The 16599-nt window shown below is 28.5% G+C and carries 15 protein-coding genes; 10 read left to right on the top strand and 5 right to left on the bottom strand.

All coding sequences use genetic code 11. The features are described 5' to 3' along the window. Positions 1-335 precede the first annotated feature (335 nt). Together ON24_RS05435 and ON24_RS05430 are read left to right on the top strand one after the other, a co-directional pair. Positions 336-1400: a cobalamin biosynthesis protein gene (locus tag ON24_RS05435; RefSeq protein ID WP_160162415.1), complete on the top strand. Its 1065-nt coding sequence runs from the start codon at positions 336-338 to the stop codon at positions 1398-1400. 427 nt (positions 1401-1827) lie between these two features. Next, positions 1828-2862 carry a cobalt-precorrin 5A hydrolase gene (locus tag ON24_RS05430; protein WP_040682198.1) on the top strand — a complete coding sequence of 345 codons (1035 nt, stop codon included), beginning with the start codon at positions 1828-1830 and terminating at the stop codon, positions 2860-2862. 335 nt (positions 2863-3197) lie between these two features. On the opposite strand, the gene ON24_RS05425 is transcribed toward ON24_RS05430, so the two are convergent. The 3 genes from ON24_RS05425 to ON24_RS05415 form a co-directional block, all read right to left on the bottom strand. Continuing rightward, a complete protein-coding gene (locus tag ON24_RS05425) occupies positions 3198-3446 on the bottom strand; it encodes a UPF0147 family protein (protein ID WP_016359287.1) in 249 nt (82 codons plus the stop codon). Between the two features lie 156 nt (positions 3447-3602). Continuing rightward, positions 3603-4196: a class II aldolase/adducin family protein gene (locus ON24_RS05420; protein WP_040682197.1), complete on the bottom strand. Its 594-nt coding sequence runs from the start codon at positions 4194-4196 to the stop codon at positions 3603-3605. Between the two features lie 30 nt (positions 4197-4226). Then, the gene (locus tag ON24_RS05415; RefSeq protein WP_040682196.1) at positions 4227-6056 is read right to left on the bottom strand and encodes a DNA-directed DNA polymerase II small subunit; all 1830 of its coding nucleotides are present in this window, start codon (positions 6054-6056) and stop codon (positions 4227-4229) included. A 337-nt stretch (positions 6057-6393) separates the two neighbouring features. On the opposite strand from ON24_RS05415, the gene ON24_RS05410 reads away from it, so the two are divergent. The 5 genes from ON24_RS05410 (at position 6394) to ON24_RS05390 (ending at position 11294) form a co-directional block, all read left to right on the top strand. Then, positions 6394-6954: a hypothetical protein gene (locus ON24_RS05410; protein ID WP_040682195.1), complete on the top strand. Its 561-nt coding sequence runs from the start codon at positions 6394-6396 to the stop codon at positions 6952-6954. A gap of 94 nt (positions 6955-7048) precedes the next feature. Beyond that, positions 7049-8119: a precorrin-3B C(17)-methyltransferase gene (gene cobJ / locus ON24_RS05405; RefSeq protein WP_040682194.1), complete on the top strand. Its 1071-nt coding sequence runs from the start codon at positions 7049-7051 to the stop codon at positions 8117-8119. A 384-nt stretch (positions 8120-8503) separates the two neighbouring features. Next, positions 8504-9112, top strand: a complete 609-nt coding sequence (locus ON24_RS05400) for a potassium channel family protein (RefSeq protein ID WP_016359282.1) — start codon at positions 8504-8506, stop codon at positions 9110-9112. A gap of 93 nt (positions 9113-9205) precedes the next feature. Continuing rightward, the gene (locus ON24_RS05395) at positions 9206-10447 is read left to right on the top strand and encodes a magnesium transporter (protein WP_040682193.1); all 1242 of its coding nucleotides are present in this window, start codon (positions 9206-9208) and stop codon (positions 10445-10447) included. A 202-nt stretch (positions 10448-10649) separates the two neighbouring features. Next, positions 10650-11294 (top strand): zinc ribbon domain-containing protein, encoded by a 645-nt coding sequence (locus ON24_RS05390; RefSeq protein WP_040682192.1) that lies wholly within the window; start codon positions 10650-10652, stop codon positions 11292-11294. 169 nt (positions 11295-11463) lie between these two features. Here the strand turns inward: ON24_RS05390 and ON24_RS09225 are convergent, their stop codons facing one another. After that, positions 11464-12222, bottom strand: coding sequence for a hypothetical protein (locus tag ON24_RS09225; RefSeq protein ID WP_040682191.1), 759 nt, complete (start codon positions 12220-12222; stop codon positions 11464-11466). Positions 12223-12364: 142 nt separating this feature from the next. After that, positions 12365-13327, bottom strand: coding sequence for a hypothetical protein (locus ON24_RS05380; protein WP_152411890.1), 963 nt, complete (start codon positions 13325-13327; stop codon positions 12365-12367). A gap of 302 nt (positions 13328-13629) precedes the next feature. Here ON24_RS05380 and ON24_RS05375 point away from each other — a divergent pair, with 302 nt between their 5' ends. The 3 genes from ON24_RS05375 (at position 13630) to amrS (ending at position 16429) form a co-directional block, all read left to right on the top strand. Further along, positions 13630-14028 (top strand): Zn-ribbon domain-containing OB-fold protein, encoded by a 399-nt coding sequence (locus tag ON24_RS05375; RefSeq protein WP_016359277.1) that lies wholly within the window; start codon positions 13630-13632, stop codon positions 14026-14028. Between the two features lie 317 nt (positions 14029-14345). Beyond that, positions 14346-15380: a thiamine-phosphate kinase gene (gene thiL, locus ON24_RS05370; RefSeq protein ID WP_040682189.1), complete on the top strand. Its 1035-nt coding sequence runs from the start codon at positions 14346-14348 to the stop codon at positions 15378-15380. 41 nt (positions 15381-15421) lie between these two features. After that, complete coding sequence (amrS, locus tag ON24_RS05365; protein WP_016359275.1) at positions 15422-16429, top strand: AmmeMemoRadiSam system radical SAM enzyme; 1008 nt, start codon at positions 15422-15424, stop codon at positions 16427-16429. The last annotated feature ends 170 nt before the right edge of the window (positions 16430-16599 follow it).

Below are 16599 nucleotides of genomic sequence, written 5' to 3'. Positions count from 1 at the left end.
CTTTTTTTTTAAAAAATAATAATTATCATATAATATAATATTTTTATATTATATTTGTTTAATTAAGATATTTGTTTTATTCATTAATATATTGATTTTATATTTTTTATAAAAAGAATATTTATTTTTATAATAATATTTAAAAAAAAACTTCATTGAACTTTTACATAATATGAAGATTACAGTTGAATGGGTTTTTTAAAATAATTCATATGTAATTTTTTTCCTTTTTATTATTATTTAAAAAAAATAGTATATTATTTATATGATTTTTTAAAAAACATTTAATAATGATAAATAGTATTCTTTTAAATAATTTTTATATAACAACTACGGTGTTTTTTGTAGTTTCCATACTTGCAATATTGATGGATGAGCTGATTGGTGAGGTTCCATCAAATATGCATCCAGTTGTATTTATTGGAAAATTAACTAATTTTTTTAAGAATATCTATATAAAGCTCGATTCCTATCTTTCAGGACTGTATTTACTTTTGTCAGTTGTTTTTGTATTTTTGATAGTGAGCTATATTGTACTATTGATTATCACATACCTTCCATTGATAATTACAATAATACTTTTCGCATTGCTTCTATCATCTACATTTTCAATTAATCTACTTTTAAGTTCTGCCGAACATGTCAGGATCCTTTTAGAAAACAGGGAAATTTTTGCAGCAAGGGAAGCCGTATCACAGTTAGTAAGCAGAGACTTAAGTGGCTTAAACCAGAACTATGTTATATCCGCTACAATTGAGAGTTTGACAGAAAATGTTACAGACTCTGTAATAAGTCCATTGTTCTATTACTTTGTATTGGGATTTTTAATTATCATATTCAATTGTTATAACCATTTGTTTGATTATAGCTATATTGTAACAAACCTCAATCTCTTTGTTTTAAATAATATGCAGATAGATGCAAATAGGGTTGTCATTGATCTGATATTTGTATGTATAATCATTGCATATCTCTTTAGAATTGTCAATACACAGGATGCTATGGTTGGATATAAAACTAAAAAATACATCAAGATCGGATTTGTTCCTGCAATATGCGATGATTTATTGAACTTCATTCCAGCAAGGATTACAGGATATTTAATGATATTGTCTGCGAGAATTCTTGGTATGGATTGGAGGAATGGTTTAAGGATAATGAGAAGAGATGCAAGAGCATGTGAAAGTCCAAACTCAGGTTATCCAATGGCTGCTGCAGCCGGTTCACTTTCAATACAATTGATTAAGAGGAATCATTATATCTTAGGAGATCCAATAAAACGTATAGAGCCATATGATATTAGAAGAGCATATAATTTGTCTAGATGGACTATATTCCTTTTCATCTTATTCCAATTTATAATTCTATTCTTAATACTAATCGTAATGTGGATAATCTAATTTCCTGATTTTCTATTTTTTTTTACTTATTTTTACTAACTTTATTAATATTATTGAATATCATTGTTTATCCATTGTTTTACTGTTTATTTTTGATTTCTTCAGTATAGTTTATTTAATTATAAATATATGATATGTTTTGTTTTTCAATTTATCATATGATAATTATTGTTTAATTGATATATGATATAAAAACCTTTTATTGATTAAACAAATACTTATTCTTATTTTTTAGATAAATTATTCTTTAAATATAAGGATATTCTATTAATTTTAAAAACTTTATTTAATAAAAAACATATTATTAATATAAATCAGATTTTATTTTTTTTTAAATAGGTTTTATATATAAAGCAAGATTTATTAAATTAATTATTATTTAGTATAATGTAATTTAATGTAAAATAAGGGTTTTATAGGTGTAATTATGAAGATTGCAATAATATCAGTTACAGAAAATGCTAAAAATTTAGGCTTGGAGATTCAGGAGAAATTATCTAAAGATCCTACAGTTATAAAGTGTGATTGTTTCTATAAAAATGTTAAGGAAAACTTTAACTATGCTTTCAATAACTATGATGGTATAATTGCAATAATGGCTAGTGGCATTACGGTTAGAACTGTTGCCCCTTTAATCAAATCAAAGGATAAGGATCCTGCAATATTAAATATAGATGAGAAGGGTGAATATGTTGTAAGTCTACTTTCAGGTCATTTAGGTGGTGGAAATGATTTAACAAGAAAGATAGCTAGATTAATCAGGGCAAAACCTGTCATTTCAACATCTACAGATGTAAATTATAAATATGGTGTTGATACAATTGCATCTAGATACTATTATAGAATTAATAACGTCAAATCAATATTGCCATTTAATAAGGCCGTTTTAAACAATATCCCTTTTACTATTAAATCAGAAAAGGATATAAACTTTTTAAAAAAATACTTTTTAGGATGCAAGTTTGAGCAATTACCTGAAAAGGGATATTCTGATAACAATCTTGAAAATAAGGTGAATTTAGGACAGATTCAATTCTCGTTTGAAAGTGATGGTCAGGAGTTTACACTTGAAATGGATGAGAGGAAACTTGTGGTGGGCATTGGTTCAAGACGTGGTAAGACCATGCAAAATGTGATGATAGCTGTTGAAAATGCACTCGAAAATTTGAATATACCTATCAGTAGAGTTAATAGTTTTGCAACTATATCAATTAAAAAAGATGAGGAAGGAATAATTAATGCATGCAAACATTACAATAGACCATTGGAGATAATTGATATAGATGATGTCCGTATTTTCACATCAGATGATTGTTCCAGATCTGAGTTCGTCCAGAAGAAATTTGGAATAGACGGTGTCTGTGAGCAATGTGCAATGATAGCTGTAGGTGAAGGTGGAAAATTAATCCATAAAAAAATAGCAATAGATGGTGTAACTGTAGCAGTAGCTGTTTCAAAATAGATTTAGGATTTGTTTAAGTTATTATTATTATTATTATATTATTTAATTTAGTATAATAATCTATTATAATATTTTTTTTTATAAAAAAGAAATATAGGTTATTTTATAATTTAAAATGATTTAGTTAGTAATTTAATTAATTTTTATAAAAAATAGCGATGGATTGATTATTATAAATTACTAATAATTCAATTAATATATAAAAAAAGCAAGTGATTAGATATTTCAATATTATATTATGTATAAAAAAAAGTTTTAACATTAAATAAAAATGCTGATTAAAATTATAGCTTTATAAAAATAGCTTAAATTAAAAAAATAAAATAAAATTTTATCTATAATGATTCTAATTTACTTAGAATTTCCCATATTAAAGTTCTAGCATGTACAGGAATATTAGGATCATTACTAATATCATCTAAGATAACAATAACTGAACTTGCCCTTACTGTATCGTCGTCCTCTCCATTCATTAAAATGTCATTAGATTCTTCTGCAGCCTTTCTAATGTTTCTTGGTACAGTATTGTTTTCCATAATATAATTTAATATCTCTGAAACTTCTTGAAATATTTCGTTAACCATAAATAACACTCCTTTAAATTTATTTTTGGTAAATAAAATAAACTATTATTATTTATTTTTTTTATAATATTAAAATTTTGCTAAAATTAATATTATTTTATTATGGTATATAAAGCTTTTTTTTAAAAAAAAAATAAGATACATTTAAAAAATGGTTTATAGTGAATTTAATGTTTGGGATATGTACTGTGTTTTGGCTGTTAATTCAATAAATTCAGCAAGGTTAGATGCCTCCTCTATATCGGATCCGACAGTGATTATTCCATGGTTTTTTAAGATTAATACATCTGATATATTATCCTGATTTTCTTTAAATGCCTTGCCAACATTCTCTGCAAGCTCTAATGTTCCCGGTTTGTAGTATTTAATCTCAGGATTTGTAGGAGCTTTAATTGGTCCGAAACCCTCATATCTTTTAAGTTTTTTATTGGAGTGGGCATAGCCTGTGGCAAATGGTGAATGTGTATGTACAATACTTGATACATCCTCACGGTTCTTGTAAATGGAACAATGCATTACATACTCAGATGAAGGCTTACCATCGGACAATATATTTCCATCTAAATCAATAACTACAATTTTATCCTCTGTCAGATCACCTAATGAAACCAAGGTTGGTGTAATGGCTACCAAATCTGAGCCATCATCTGATTTAAATTTTATACTGACATTTCCTGATTTTCCAGGAACTAGACCTAAGTCATAAAGTTTTTTTGAATATTCTACAATTAGTGTTTTTGAATCTGTCATATTTTACCTCCAATAAAAAATAAAAACTATTTATATGAATTTTAATTGTCTATAAACTCCTTTATCAAGTATAGGAACTTCCGCAGGAGTTGGTTCAATATTATAAATCTTCTGGAACTCGGTCTGGGTCTGGAATGTTCCTGAATTTATTAGATGTATGCCGTTGAATACCTTATGTGTGTTAATGTGTACATGTCCAGTATGGAACACATCTGGAACATCGGAGATTACAAGATAGTCCTCAAGTTCTGATGCAAGTGGAGTTCTTTCCCCATAGATTGGTGCTAGATGTCTTTTTTTAAGGAGTTCTTCCATTAATATATCGTTTCTTTCATGGGAAAATCCTTTGACACTCATTGCCATATCATCAAAACTACGTCCATGGTATATTAAAACTTTGATTCCATCTAATGACACATATCCCGGATTACTGATAAATTCCACATTGTTTAGTTCATATAATGATTTTGCGTATTTTTCCGGTACAGCTGGTTGAGGCTCTGCAACCCTAGATGCATCGTGGTTTCCAGGGGTAATGATGATTTTAATGTCACTTCTGATTTGTCCTAAGTAACTAGCCGCCTTGTCATATTGTTGACGGATATCCTTAATTTCCAGTTCCTTTTCCTGGTTTGGATAGACACCAATTCCGTCCACAATATCTCCACCAATAATAAGATATTTAACATCATTAGCTATTCTGACTTGTTCCTCATTACCATATTCACCGTTTATCCACATGATAAACCTTTCAAATGCCTCAGGAAGAAATGTTTTACTGCCTATATGGACATCGGATAGGAATACTATACCAAAGTCCATCTCCTTTTGAGGTATTCTTGGAACACCTGGATGTATAATCTGGTTTCCAATCGCAAGCTGGTTTCCACTACCCTGCATTTTACTTGCAAGAATTCCTACTACCTCGTCCTTTACAAGTTTCTCAGCCTCATTATACAATTCAGTATTATCCTTACTAAATAGGATTGGAATTGTACCGGTTTCATCCTCGAATTCAATTAGTTTATGGCCTTTTTTGGTGGTTCTAATTTCATTGACCATTAAAATTAGAGCTAAATCAGTCTGATCATCTGAGATATCTTCAATTTTCTGGTATACTCTAAGCTCAGGTCTTTTAGATAGAATCTCCGCCTCCTTTTCATATCTGCTTCTGAAGTAGCTTATAAGGTTTCCGATTTCACCACTAGTATATGACTTGTTACTTGTATCCTGAAGTATTTCAAAATCATATTCGACATTGCTTTCCTCCATGTTTCTTCTACAGATTTTGTGGTTGTCTTTGATGTTTTTAATATCTGCAATCTTTTCAGCCTGTGCATCGGTACCTGGATTATACCTTATTTTAGATGCATCAAATTCCCCATCCTCTTCTGATTCGTCTAACTCACTTTCAATTGAAGTTTGAGGCTTTTCCATTTCCGGTTCTGTTTTTATGTTGTTGTTTTCAATGTTGTTTTCTATTTTTGGTTCTGTTTCTGGTTTTCTGTTTTTGATGGTTTTTTCTGGTTCTATTTCTATACCGTTGTTTTCAATATCCTCAACTTCTTTTGAGATTTTTAAATCATTATTAATGGCCTTGTTTAAAGGTTTATTTTGATTTTGAATACTTTTAATATCTTTAGATTCTAGATTGTCGACATTCTCCCCATTAATTAATTTCTCTATAATGTCCTCATTAACGGATACAAAGTCATCTTTTGTAAGGTCACTGCTTTTTAACTTAACAATGATTGATGATGTAAGAGTTAAAGGATCATTTGATTCTAGAATCTTGGAGTATGCAGCTGGTGATAGGTTGAAACCTTTTTTTGCAAATTTTAAAAGAATTTCTGAAGACATAATAATCATTTTTATTTATTTATAGGATTTAAATCCTTTAAAACGGACTTAAGCTAAATACCAGTAAATTTAAATAAATTCTCAATTTATTATAAAAGAATATTTCTAAATTTTTATCATTATTTAATTTTTTATTTAGAATTATATAAAATTTTATGAATATTTCAATCAATGGATTTTTCAGATATTTTTTTTATAAATTAGGTATATTTTTATATTAATAAATTTAAATATAGTATAATAAATCAAGGATTTTCAAATATATTAGTAATTCAATTAAATAATTTTTATTATTATATTTAATATTTTCATGATTTAAAATTTAGAACGTGATATAATGAATAAAGTGCTTAAAGGAATACTTATAATAGTTTTATTTATAGGTTTTTTCGAAGCTGGGTTATTAAGTTCTTATACTATAGTTACATCTCAGGTTCCAGATGTAGGTGGATTGATTAACCTACAAATGGATACTATAAATGGAATCTTTTCATCTCAAAATATTAATAGTGTAGTTATTAAAGATCCAACACCTATTAATGTAACAAATAAACAGGAGTTTGCAGCACAACTGCAGAACCTGACGGGTGTAGATGGAATCGATTATAATAATTTAACTATTGGAACATTTGATTCTACTGATGATGATGAAATCAATTTAAATATTACTGCATATGGTTATTCAAGTCCTTCATCTTCAAGTTCATCAATTGTAATCAGTGCAAGTCCTGACTATAAGATATTGGCTACTGCAACTGCTAATTCAACCGATGAAGGTTATCAGGTTAATTTAAATTCAATTAAAATTAATTCAATATTGAAGATATATAATCCAAATGCAACTAACACAGTTAATAATACGTCAAATGGATCCAATGATTCATTAGGAATTGTTTAATAATTAGATTTTTAATTTAATATTATTTTTTTATAATTTTTAATTTTAATAGCTATTTTTAATATTTTAATGTAAATGGATAACAGTTGGTATTATGATAAATGTTATTGGTATTGGTCAAGATAGAGATACAATGACACTTGGAGCTTTAAAAGCTATTGAGGATTCCGATGTAATTGTTGGTTATAAAAATTACATCGAGGCTATATCTGATTTAATTGAAGGTAAGGAAGTAATTAAAAAAGGTATGGGCGATGAGGTTAAGAGAGTTGAAATGGCTATAGCAAGAAGTCTTGAAGGTAAGACTGTGGCCATTGTATCCTCAGGCGATCCTGGCGTATTTGGAATGGCAAATGTATTGTTTCAAATAGGAAGTAAATATGATAACATTGACATAAATGTTTATCCAGGTGTCTCAGCATTAAATTACTCCGCAAGTAAGCTTGGAGCTCCACTTCATGATTTTGCAGCCATCAGTTTAAGTAATCTATTAACTCCACTATCCGAAATTGAAAATAAATTGGAGCATGCCTTAAAGTCAAACTTGATTATAGCTATTTATAATCCAATAAGTAAGTCAAGAAAAGAGCCATTTAAATTGTTCATGGATTTAACTTTAAAGATCCGTGGAGAGAATACGTTAATAGGTATTGTAAACAGTGAAACCTATCCGTCAAAGGTTAAGGTAATTAAATTAAAAGAGCTTGATCCAGATAAAATTAACATGTTTACATGTCTTATTGTTGGAAATAAGATGACCTATGAGGAAAACGGTTACATGATTACCTCAAGAGGGTATGTGGTTCGTGAAAGATTACATCCAATGTCTGTGGATTTCTATCAAAGATATATTGATGGTGAGACCCCAACAGGACCGAATAAATCCTGTGGTTATTATCCATGTCATGAGGACGGTCAATACTGCGATTTCTGTTATTGTCCATTTTATCCCTGTGGAGATCCGTCAACAGGCGGAAGGTGGATCAAGAACAAGAATGTATGGTCATGTGAGGACTGTGTGTGGGTACATAAAAAGGAAAACATTGACTGTATAAAACCATATGTCAATAAATTAGTCAAAGAGCCTAACGATTTATTAAAGAATAAGAAAGCCCTTTTAAAATTGAGACGGGCTTGTATTTTGTCCAATCCAAAAGTAGAATAAGTAACCTCTTATTTTTAAAATTTATTTTTATATTTTTATGATAATCTTCAATAAATTATTAATTCTTTTTTAAGATTGTTGATTATTTGTTGAACTATTTTTTTTAATATTTTATCCTATCTTTTTAAATAATCAATTTCTTCTTAATAATGTTTTTTATAAGCTTATTGTATTGATTTTTTTTAAATAGTCGGTTTTTATTATCTATTTATAAATCTACTTAGACATTATTAATTAGTACTTGCAAATACTAGATTTTTTATCTATATTTGATTTTTATCAATGATAATTCATGAAAATTTAATATTTATATTTAAAGAAATAAAAGATATAATATTGAATTTAGAATTTTTTTAAAAAATTTTAATATATTGAAGGGATTTAATGCCGAGTATTAAAGATATTTTAATTGAAATGAAGAATATGTCAGAGTTAATGGTAGATTTAGCCTATTCTGCTGTTCTTTTTAATAGTAAAGACGCCTCACACGAGGTGCTGAAATTAGAAAATAGAATTAATAGTTTAAACTATGAAATTAAGACTCAATCTCTTTTAGCTGCAAGGTCAAAAGAGGATGCTGAGGAATTGACTGCATTACTTGAAATTGCAGAGGCAACAGAATCAATTGCAAACGCTGCAAAGGATTTAGCTGATCTAGTAATCAAAGGATTCAAACCACATCCAATTTTTAAACGTGTTATGGAGGAATCCGATGAGATGATTGCTAGTGTAACTGTAAAGGGGGATTCTGAACTATGCAACAAGAGTTTAGGAGACCTATTGTTAGATACCCGTACCGGTATGAGGGTTATAGCTATTAGACGTTATGACACCTGGATTTACGGACCAAATAAACATACTGTAATATTAGAGGATGATGTATTACTTGCTAAGGGAACTGAAACAGGTTCTGATATATTAGTTCAAATTGCAGATGGAGAAATGTCATTTGATGACCTTTCTGATATTAGTTTAGATGACGATGATGATTAAATTATAAAATTTTTCAATTTTTTTTATTTAATATGAGTTAATTTATTCTATATTGTTTTAAAAACCTTTTATTAATTAAATAATGTTGATATAATGAAATATAAAACTAAAGTAGATAAGTTACCTCATATAATTAGTGTAAACAAATCCTTTATTAGGGAAAGTTTAACTGCTCTTTTAATATGTGCTGTTGGGGATTTATGCGCAGGTATAATCTTAGGAAACATGACCTATTTCTTAGACTTATTCCCTGGACTTCTTGTTCTTATTCCTGGGGCTATTGGAATGAGAGGCAATATATTCGGATCTTTTGCATCAAGATTAAGTACCAACCTCCATATCGGTACTTTGGATCCGGAATTTAAATGGTCTCCAATACTTAATACAAACCTTTCAGCTTCATTTATATTAACTATGGTTTTATCACTATTTTTAGCTATTTTTGCTAAGTTAATATGTTTTATCTTCCACTTGAAATGTATTGGTATTATGGATATAATCCTAATATCCGTTTTCGCAGGTGCAATTTCAAGTATTATAATGTTGCCGATTACATTTTTCATATCCATTAAAAGTTACATAGGTGGATGGGACCCGGATAACATAACAACACCTATTGTTGCAGCATTTGGGGATTTATTTACTTTACCTGCAATTATAGCATCAATATATATCTTAAAATTGTTTATTAACAATTATTTTATTAAAACAATAATATTTGTTGGGGTTTTAATCTTTATTATATTGTTATTTGTATATGCTATAAGTTCTAACGAGGATATTAGATTGATTCTTAGACAATCAACACCTACATTGGTTTTATGTTCATTCTTAGGTATATTTGCAGGATTTATATTAGATAGTTGCGAATCTACTTTACTTACAAACCCAACTTTATTAACATTAGTGCCTCTATTTTCAGGTGAAAGTGGGGATTTAGTAAGTATATTAGGTGCAAGATTATCTTCAGGACTACACTCCGGTTTAATAGAAGCAGAATTCAGGTTTACAAGTCAAATGAAATATAATTTCTTCATTATATTCCTATTGTCCCTGATTGTATACCCATTTATAGCTATTATTGCAGATATTTCAAGTGCATTACTAGGTGTACAGATGTTTCCAATGGCTCAATTGATCCTGATTAGTATGCTTGCAGGACTTATACTAATATTTATAATGATGTTTATTGTGTTCTTTATAGGTGTGCATTCATACAATAAGGGTTTTGATCCGGATAATGTAATCATTCCAGTATCAACAAGTCTTACAGATGCATTATCTAACTCATTACTTGTTGTATTTTCATTAATTATCATTGCAATATTTATCTAGTTAAATACCTGATTTTAAATATTCAAGGTATTTATCTAGTTCAAATCAAGATTTTATAAATATTTTAAGATATTTGGTTTAGTACTAGATTTTAAAAAATTTTAAATATTTAAGATGATAAATTAATATCTAGTTTTTTTTTTAAAAAGACTAAAGATTAAACAATCTATTTTTTTTAAAATTGAATTAAAGGGGGTTTTAAATGTCTGATTTTAAGTTTTGTCCTATGTGTGGTGCAGAAGTAAAAAAGGATCATGAATACTGCTATAAATGCGGTTTTTATTTAAATGGAAAGTTGCCTGATGATAAAGATAAAACTGCAGATGCCTCAAGGAAACCTAAAACCAGTAATAAAAACTACTTATCAGTCCTTGTTGTAATACTTATTATTGCAGTTGTCGCGTTTACAGGATTTTCATATTATAATTCCCATGGAGATATGGATGCAATGAAATTCAGTTTAATGCCACATAAAATTGCAATTAATTCTGTAGATTTAACTGGTAGCGAGGACTTAAATTCCGATGATTATAAAGGTCATACCAAATCATATAAGATAACTTATACTGCTAAAGATAACTTAAAAGATACAACCGTGGAAATATATCCATATTCCTCAGATGGCAAACAATTAGATGTCATGGCAAATTTCTTTGGTTTGAATTCTTTAAACATACTTTGTTATGATGATAATATTAGCTCCGGTGCAAGTAAAACAGCTGATGTGATGTTTGGTCAAAAGAATTCCAATGATTTTAACATATCCTATCTAAAAGTGTTTGTATATAAAGAAAAGCCTAATGGTGACAGGGACTTAATCGATAAATTTACATATGATGTTAATTAATGATAATAATTTTAATCCTTTAATATTTTTTTTATAATAAATGGAATTCCATCTTTTATTTAAATTATAATATTTTTTTTATAATATAACCTAAGTTTGTATCCTTTTATACTATCTTTGGAATTGTTTTTCGTTGATTTCCATAAAACAGTCTTTTTTTAAGTATTTTTCATTTATACCAGGTTTTAAGTATTATTTTTCCATTAATCTCTTTAAAATAGTCGTATTTTAGATGTTCTTTATTGAAATCTTTAGGTACCATTACGATTATGGAATTGACATTGTCTGTATTTTCATGGACTATAATACTTGTTGAGCTATTCTGATTGATTAGGCTATTTAAATCGTCGTTTAAACATACCGGATTACTACCTGCAGTTTTTAAATCCGAGTGGTTCTTTCCATTATCCAAATAAAATTCAATGTTTTCACTTTTGTCATTTAATATATAATAGTCTGAGTCTTTTAAATCACCATAGTCTATTTTAAAGGTATTGCATCTCCAATATGCCTTATCATGATTTTGATTACAGATGTAATCTGATTTTTTAATGTTTAAAATGGTATAACCACTATAATAGTCTATCTTCACCATTCTATTTATTGATATGATGTTTTTGGGATTGTTAAAATCCAGGTTATCTCCCAGAATTATCTTATCTAAACTATCAGATGAGGGGATTATGATTATCTGACTGCTGATCTCGTCCTGGAATATATTTCTATCAATTGCATCATAATTATTTTTTAGTGCTAAGATTTTTCGATAGGATAGGATACAGAGATTCGTCTTATTATCTGGGGAATCTTTAGCTAAACCTGGGGTATAATCTAAACTGTCACTATATTCTTCCCAGTTGCTTGGATTTCCAGGGTTTTTAATCAGTTGATCCATGGTTTTCATACTGATGGATTCTAGTCTATCCATATCCACCCTATTTGTAATCTTGTTATTTGTAGTGTAAATCATATTGGAACAAGTGGACAAGATTAGAATAATTAACACTATTGAAACTAGTAGTTCTAAAGAGTAGATATTTCCTTTATTGTCTAAGATTAAATTACCCCCATTAATAATTGTCTAGACCATACTTATTTTCATGGCCATTATCCAGATAAATTACATAGGTGGAATTATTTAAATTGATTTTATTTCCATAATAGGGATTGTCCGAGAATATAACATGGTCCGATGAGGTGATGGAACTTGAATAGTTACTGTCCCTTGTAATGATAAAGGTTTCAATTCCATAGTGGGAGCAGTTCCCCTTGCCTTCCATTCTACAGAATATGCAACTTCCGTCTGAACTTTCATGATAATACTTATTTTCAATACAGTTGGAGATTAAACCATTATTTCCATGGATGGGATATGGCGTATATGGACATTCTTTGATAATGGATGGTGATCTGGCATTTAGATAGGAATTAGAGTTGTTTAATCCTTTATTATTTAGATAATCCCTAAGGGACTCTCCATAGTATATCCCCTCGTTTGTATATTCCAGTCCCTCCTGATTTTTTAGTTTTAAAACAGGTAGGGGATCATTTAATCCTGTAATTGGAATGGTGAATGTATCATTTGATGAATATGAGATGTTGTTCTTTATAATTTCCATATGGCCTGATACTTTAATGTAAAATGGATTCTCATCATTGTCCACCTCTGTGATTTCAGAGTTTACAGTAACTTTATAGGTTTTATAATATTCTTTGTTTAAATCTTGAAGATTTCTGTTGATTTTATCTTTCAGATATGTCCTACTATCCTTTAAGCTATTTTTAGATGAGATTACATCCATAATACTTTCGTTTAAACTTTCATAGGATACAGTTTCAATATTTCTTTTATAATCTCCAATTATAAACTGAATGTTACTGCTTGTAACCTCATCTGTTTTTTCCTCGTTTAGGTAGTCTGAGGCCATTAAAGCTAGAATCAAGCATGTGATAACTATGAAAATCAAAATTAAACTAAATGAAATTATGAGATTCCCGTCATTGTCATTTATAATTTGATTTAAATTTTTCATAAGATTTCTTTAAATCCTGTTTTATTAAATCCTTTTTTATTAGATGATGAATTATCAAGTCTATTTTAAATTTTAAATGATTATAAATAATTTATATGTATTTTAAGATTTACCTTAAAAGGAATCATTTATTTAAATTTTAAAAATTAAATTGAAGTTTTTAGTAATCTATTTTTAAAAAATTATAATTATCTGATTATTTGGAAAATAGGAAAATTTTAGGGTAAAAAAAATACTTATTTATATTTTAAAATATAAAGTAAATATAATACATACTAATTTATTTTATATGGAGGTATCTTATGTCTGATACAGTAAGAGTATGGCGTCATATTCAACAAAGATATAACTTAATTGGTTCAAAATGTACAAACTGTGGTAGATTATATTTCCCACAAAGAGTTGTTTGTCCAGACTGCAGAAGAAAAGGACATATGGAAGATTTTAAATTTAATGGTAAAGGAAAGATATATTCTTACTCTATTGTTAGATCACCGTCTTCTGACTTTAAGACTATCGCTCCTTATGCTGTAGCTATTATTGAATTAGAAGAGGGTGCAAAATTAACTGCACAACTTGTTGATACTGATATTGAAAACATTGAAATAGGAGATCCTGTTGAAATGGTCTTTAGAAAAATCTCTGAAGATGGAGATGATGGAGTAATTTCATACGGATTTAAATTTAAAGTAGTTAAATAAATTATTTAGCTATTTTCTCTTTTTATTTTCAAATTTTGTTTTTAGTTGGTTTTACTTAGTTTTTAGCTTTTTTTTTAGATTTCTATTTTCAAATTTTGTTTTTAGTTGGTTTTACTTAGTTTTTAGCTTTTTTTTTAGATTTTTATTTTTAAACTTTATTTTTAGTTTGTTTTTACTGAGTTTTTAGCTTTTTTTAGATTTTTCATTATAGACTTATAGTTTTAAGTCTTCTATTTTGAATCTTTAAAATATCTTTTTTTAGAACTTTAATGTTTTTTATAAAAATTTATTTAATCTAAAAAAACATATCTTTTTTCATGAGTAAAGATTCTATTTCATCATATGGTGAGAAAGCTTTAATTGAAAGAATAATTAATGCGTCCATTAAAAGGTCTTCCACAGTTAATAATACTTATTTAAATAGAATAGGCGATGATTGTTCCGTAATCAGATATTTAGATAGATACTTAATTACCACATCAGACATGCTTATTCGAAGTCATCATTTTCCAGATGAGATGACCTATTATGACATGGGATTTAAATCTGTAACCGTTAATGTAAGTGACCTTGCATCTATGGGAGCTAAACCTCTAGGATTTCTTTTAAGTATAGGTTTTAACAGGGATTTATCCATTAATGACTTTGATGATTTTATTGACGGTGTTCTTTCAGCCTGTGATTATTATAATATTCCACTTTTAGGTGGTGATACTAATGATTCAGAGGATATTATAGTCTGTGGAACGGCTATTGGTGAAACATCTACTGAACCAATGATGAAATATGGTTTTAACAAGGGAGATCTGGTTTGTATAACTGGTAAGTTAGGTCTTGCAGCATTAGGTTTTCAACTATTAAATCAAGAGGTCTCATCAGATAATATTACCATTACCGAATCAATAAATAAGGCATTAAAACCTAATGCAAGGTTAAATGAAGGGGAAAAACTTTTATCTCTAGGAGTTAAAACTGCAACTGATATAACGGACGGTCTTGCAAGCGAACTTGAATCCTTACTGGAAGCGGATAAAAAATATTCTGACTCAATTAATGGTAATGTTCCATATAATAAGGGTATTAGAATTTATGAAAATAAGATACCTGTTGATAGGGAGTATCTAACTATTGCAGATAGTTTGAATCTTGATTTATATGAATTGCTATTTCATACCGGCGAGGATTTCGAACTTATATTCATTATACCTAGGGATTTAAAGAGTGAAATTGAAAAATATCTGGATTTCTATGTTATAGGTGAGGTTACCTTAAATAATACACTTGAAATAGTCCTCACCAATAACGAGATTAAAACCTTATCAGGTATGGGTTATGAACATTTCAAGTTATAATTAAATTAATATTATTAAAAATTAAAAAGGGGTTGTCTTCTATGAAAATTGAATCTGTATTATATGAAAAGCTAGCTAAGTCAAGGGTTAAGTGTAATATCTGTAACCAAAATTGTATAATTCCAGAAGGGGATTATGGTCTTTGTATGACAAGGTATAATGATGGGGGAGACCTATATTCAATTACCTATGGTCAGATATCCTCATACAATGTTGATCCAATTGAAAAAAAACCATTGTACCATTTTTATCCCGGAAGCTTAGCATATTCGATAGGTGGTTATGGTTGTAATATGGCATGTTTGGCTTGTCAGAACTATATCATCTCACAGAAAATTGCCAAAGATATTGGTACTGTTAATATTATGCCAGAGACAATTGTTAAAAATGCAGCTTTAACAAACTGTAAGTCAATTGCTTATACATACAATGAACCTACTATGTTTTTAGAATATGTTGAGGATTGTTCTAAACTTGCCCATAGGGAAAATATTAAAAATGTTTTCATAAGCAATGGATTTTTTACCTCTGAGGCACTGGAGTACATTCTACCATATATGGACGGATTCAATATAGATTTAAAATTCATGTCTAAACAATTATATAAAGATTACTCTGATGCCCGCCTGGATGTGATACTTGATAATATAAAAGCTATTTATGAAAGTAAAGCTCATCTCGAACTAACAAATCTGGTTATTGAAGACTTAAATGATTCCGATGATATGATTCAAAAATTGGTAGATTTTATAATGGATGAATTAGGTCCGGAAGTTCCTATACATTTTACAAGGGCATTTCCCTACTATAAGATGGATGATATAGAGGCTACAAACCCTTCAAGCTTAATTAATGCATTTGATATTGCCCATAGAACTGGACTCGAATATATCTATTTAGGTAATATGCCTGATGATCAGAATACATTCTGTCCTGAATGTGGTGAGCTTTTGATTGAAAGAAATGGCTATTTTACAAAAGATTTAGGTAAAATCAAAAATAACAAATGTACTAACTGCGGTAGAAAATTAAACTTTGTAATGGATTAATCATGAGAATAATAAACCCTTAACATCGCACACTGTTGGAGGTTATTGATTGATTAAGGTTAATAACGTACTGTTGGAGGTTAAACTTTGTGATTAATTGATTAAGTTATTTAGAATTAGAGTTTTATTTGATCGTTGTGGATTTTAATGAAAATTAGACATTAAAATGA

The sequence above is a fragment of the Methanobrevibacter boviskoreani JH1 genome (assembly GCF_000320505.1).
Taxonomy (GTDB): domain Archaea; phylum Methanobacteriota; class Methanobacteria; order Methanobacteriales; family Methanobacteriaceae; genus Methanarmilla; species Methanarmilla boviskoreani.
This window is presented reverse-complemented; position numbering and strand designations above follow the sequence as displayed.

What these genes read in the sequence shown, in the direction of transcription:
- ON24_RS05430 (WP_040682198.1), top strand. Translation starts at nt 1,828, where the DNA reads ATGAAGATTGCAATAATATCAGTTACAGAAAATGCTAAAAATTTAGGC.
- ON24_RS05425 (WP_016359287.1), bottom strand. Translation starts at nt 3,446, where the DNA reads ATGGTTAACGAAATATTTCAAGAAGTTTCAGAGATATTAAATTATATT.
- ON24_RS05420 (WP_040682197.1), bottom strand. Translation starts at nt 4,196, where the DNA reads ATGACAGATTCAAAAACACTAATTGTAGAATATTCAAAAAAACTTTAT.
- ON24_RS05415 (WP_040682196.1), bottom strand. Translation starts at nt 6,056, where the DNA reads ATGTCTTCAGAAATTCTTTTAAAATTTGCAAAAAAAGGTTTCAACCTA.
- ON24_RS05410 (WP_040682195.1), top strand. Translation starts at nt 6,394, where the DNA reads ATGAATAAAGTGCTTAAAGGAATACTTATAATAGTTTTATTTATAGGT.
- cobJ (WP_040682194.1), top strand. Translation starts at nt 7,049, where the DNA reads ATGATAAATGTTATTGGTATTGGTCAAGATAGAGATACAATGACACTT.
- ON24_RS05400 (WP_016359282.1), top strand. Translation starts at nt 8,504, where the DNA reads ATGCCGAGTATTAAAGATATTTTAATTGAAATGAAGAATATGTCAGAG.
- ON24_RS05395 (WP_040682193.1), top strand. Translation starts at nt 9,206, where the DNA reads ATGAAATATAAAACTAAAGTAGATAAGTTACCTCATATAATTAGTGTA.
- ON24_RS05390 (WP_040682192.1), top strand. Translation starts at nt 10,650, where the DNA reads ATGTCTGATTTTAAGTTTTGTCCTATGTGTGGTGCAGAAGTAAAAAAG.
- ON24_RS09225 (WP_040682191.1), bottom strand. Translation starts at nt 12,222, where the DNA reads ATGGATAGACTAGAATCCATCAGTATGAAAACCATGGATCAACTGATT.
- ON24_RS05380 (WP_152411890.1), bottom strand. Translation starts at nt 13,327, where the DNA reads ATGAAAAATTTAAATCAAATTATAAATGACAATGACGGGAATCTCATA.
- ON24_RS05375 (WP_016359277.1), top strand. Translation starts at nt 13,630, where the DNA reads ATGTCTGATACAGTAAGAGTATGGCGTCATATTCAACAAAGATATAAC.
- thiL (WP_040682189.1), top strand. Translation starts at nt 14,346, where the DNA reads ATGAGTAAAGATTCTATTTCATCATATGGTGAGAAAGCTTTAATTGAA.
- amrS (WP_016359275.1), top strand. Translation starts at nt 15,422, where the DNA reads ATGAAAATTGAATCTGTATTATATGAAAAGCTAGCTAAGTCAAGGGTT.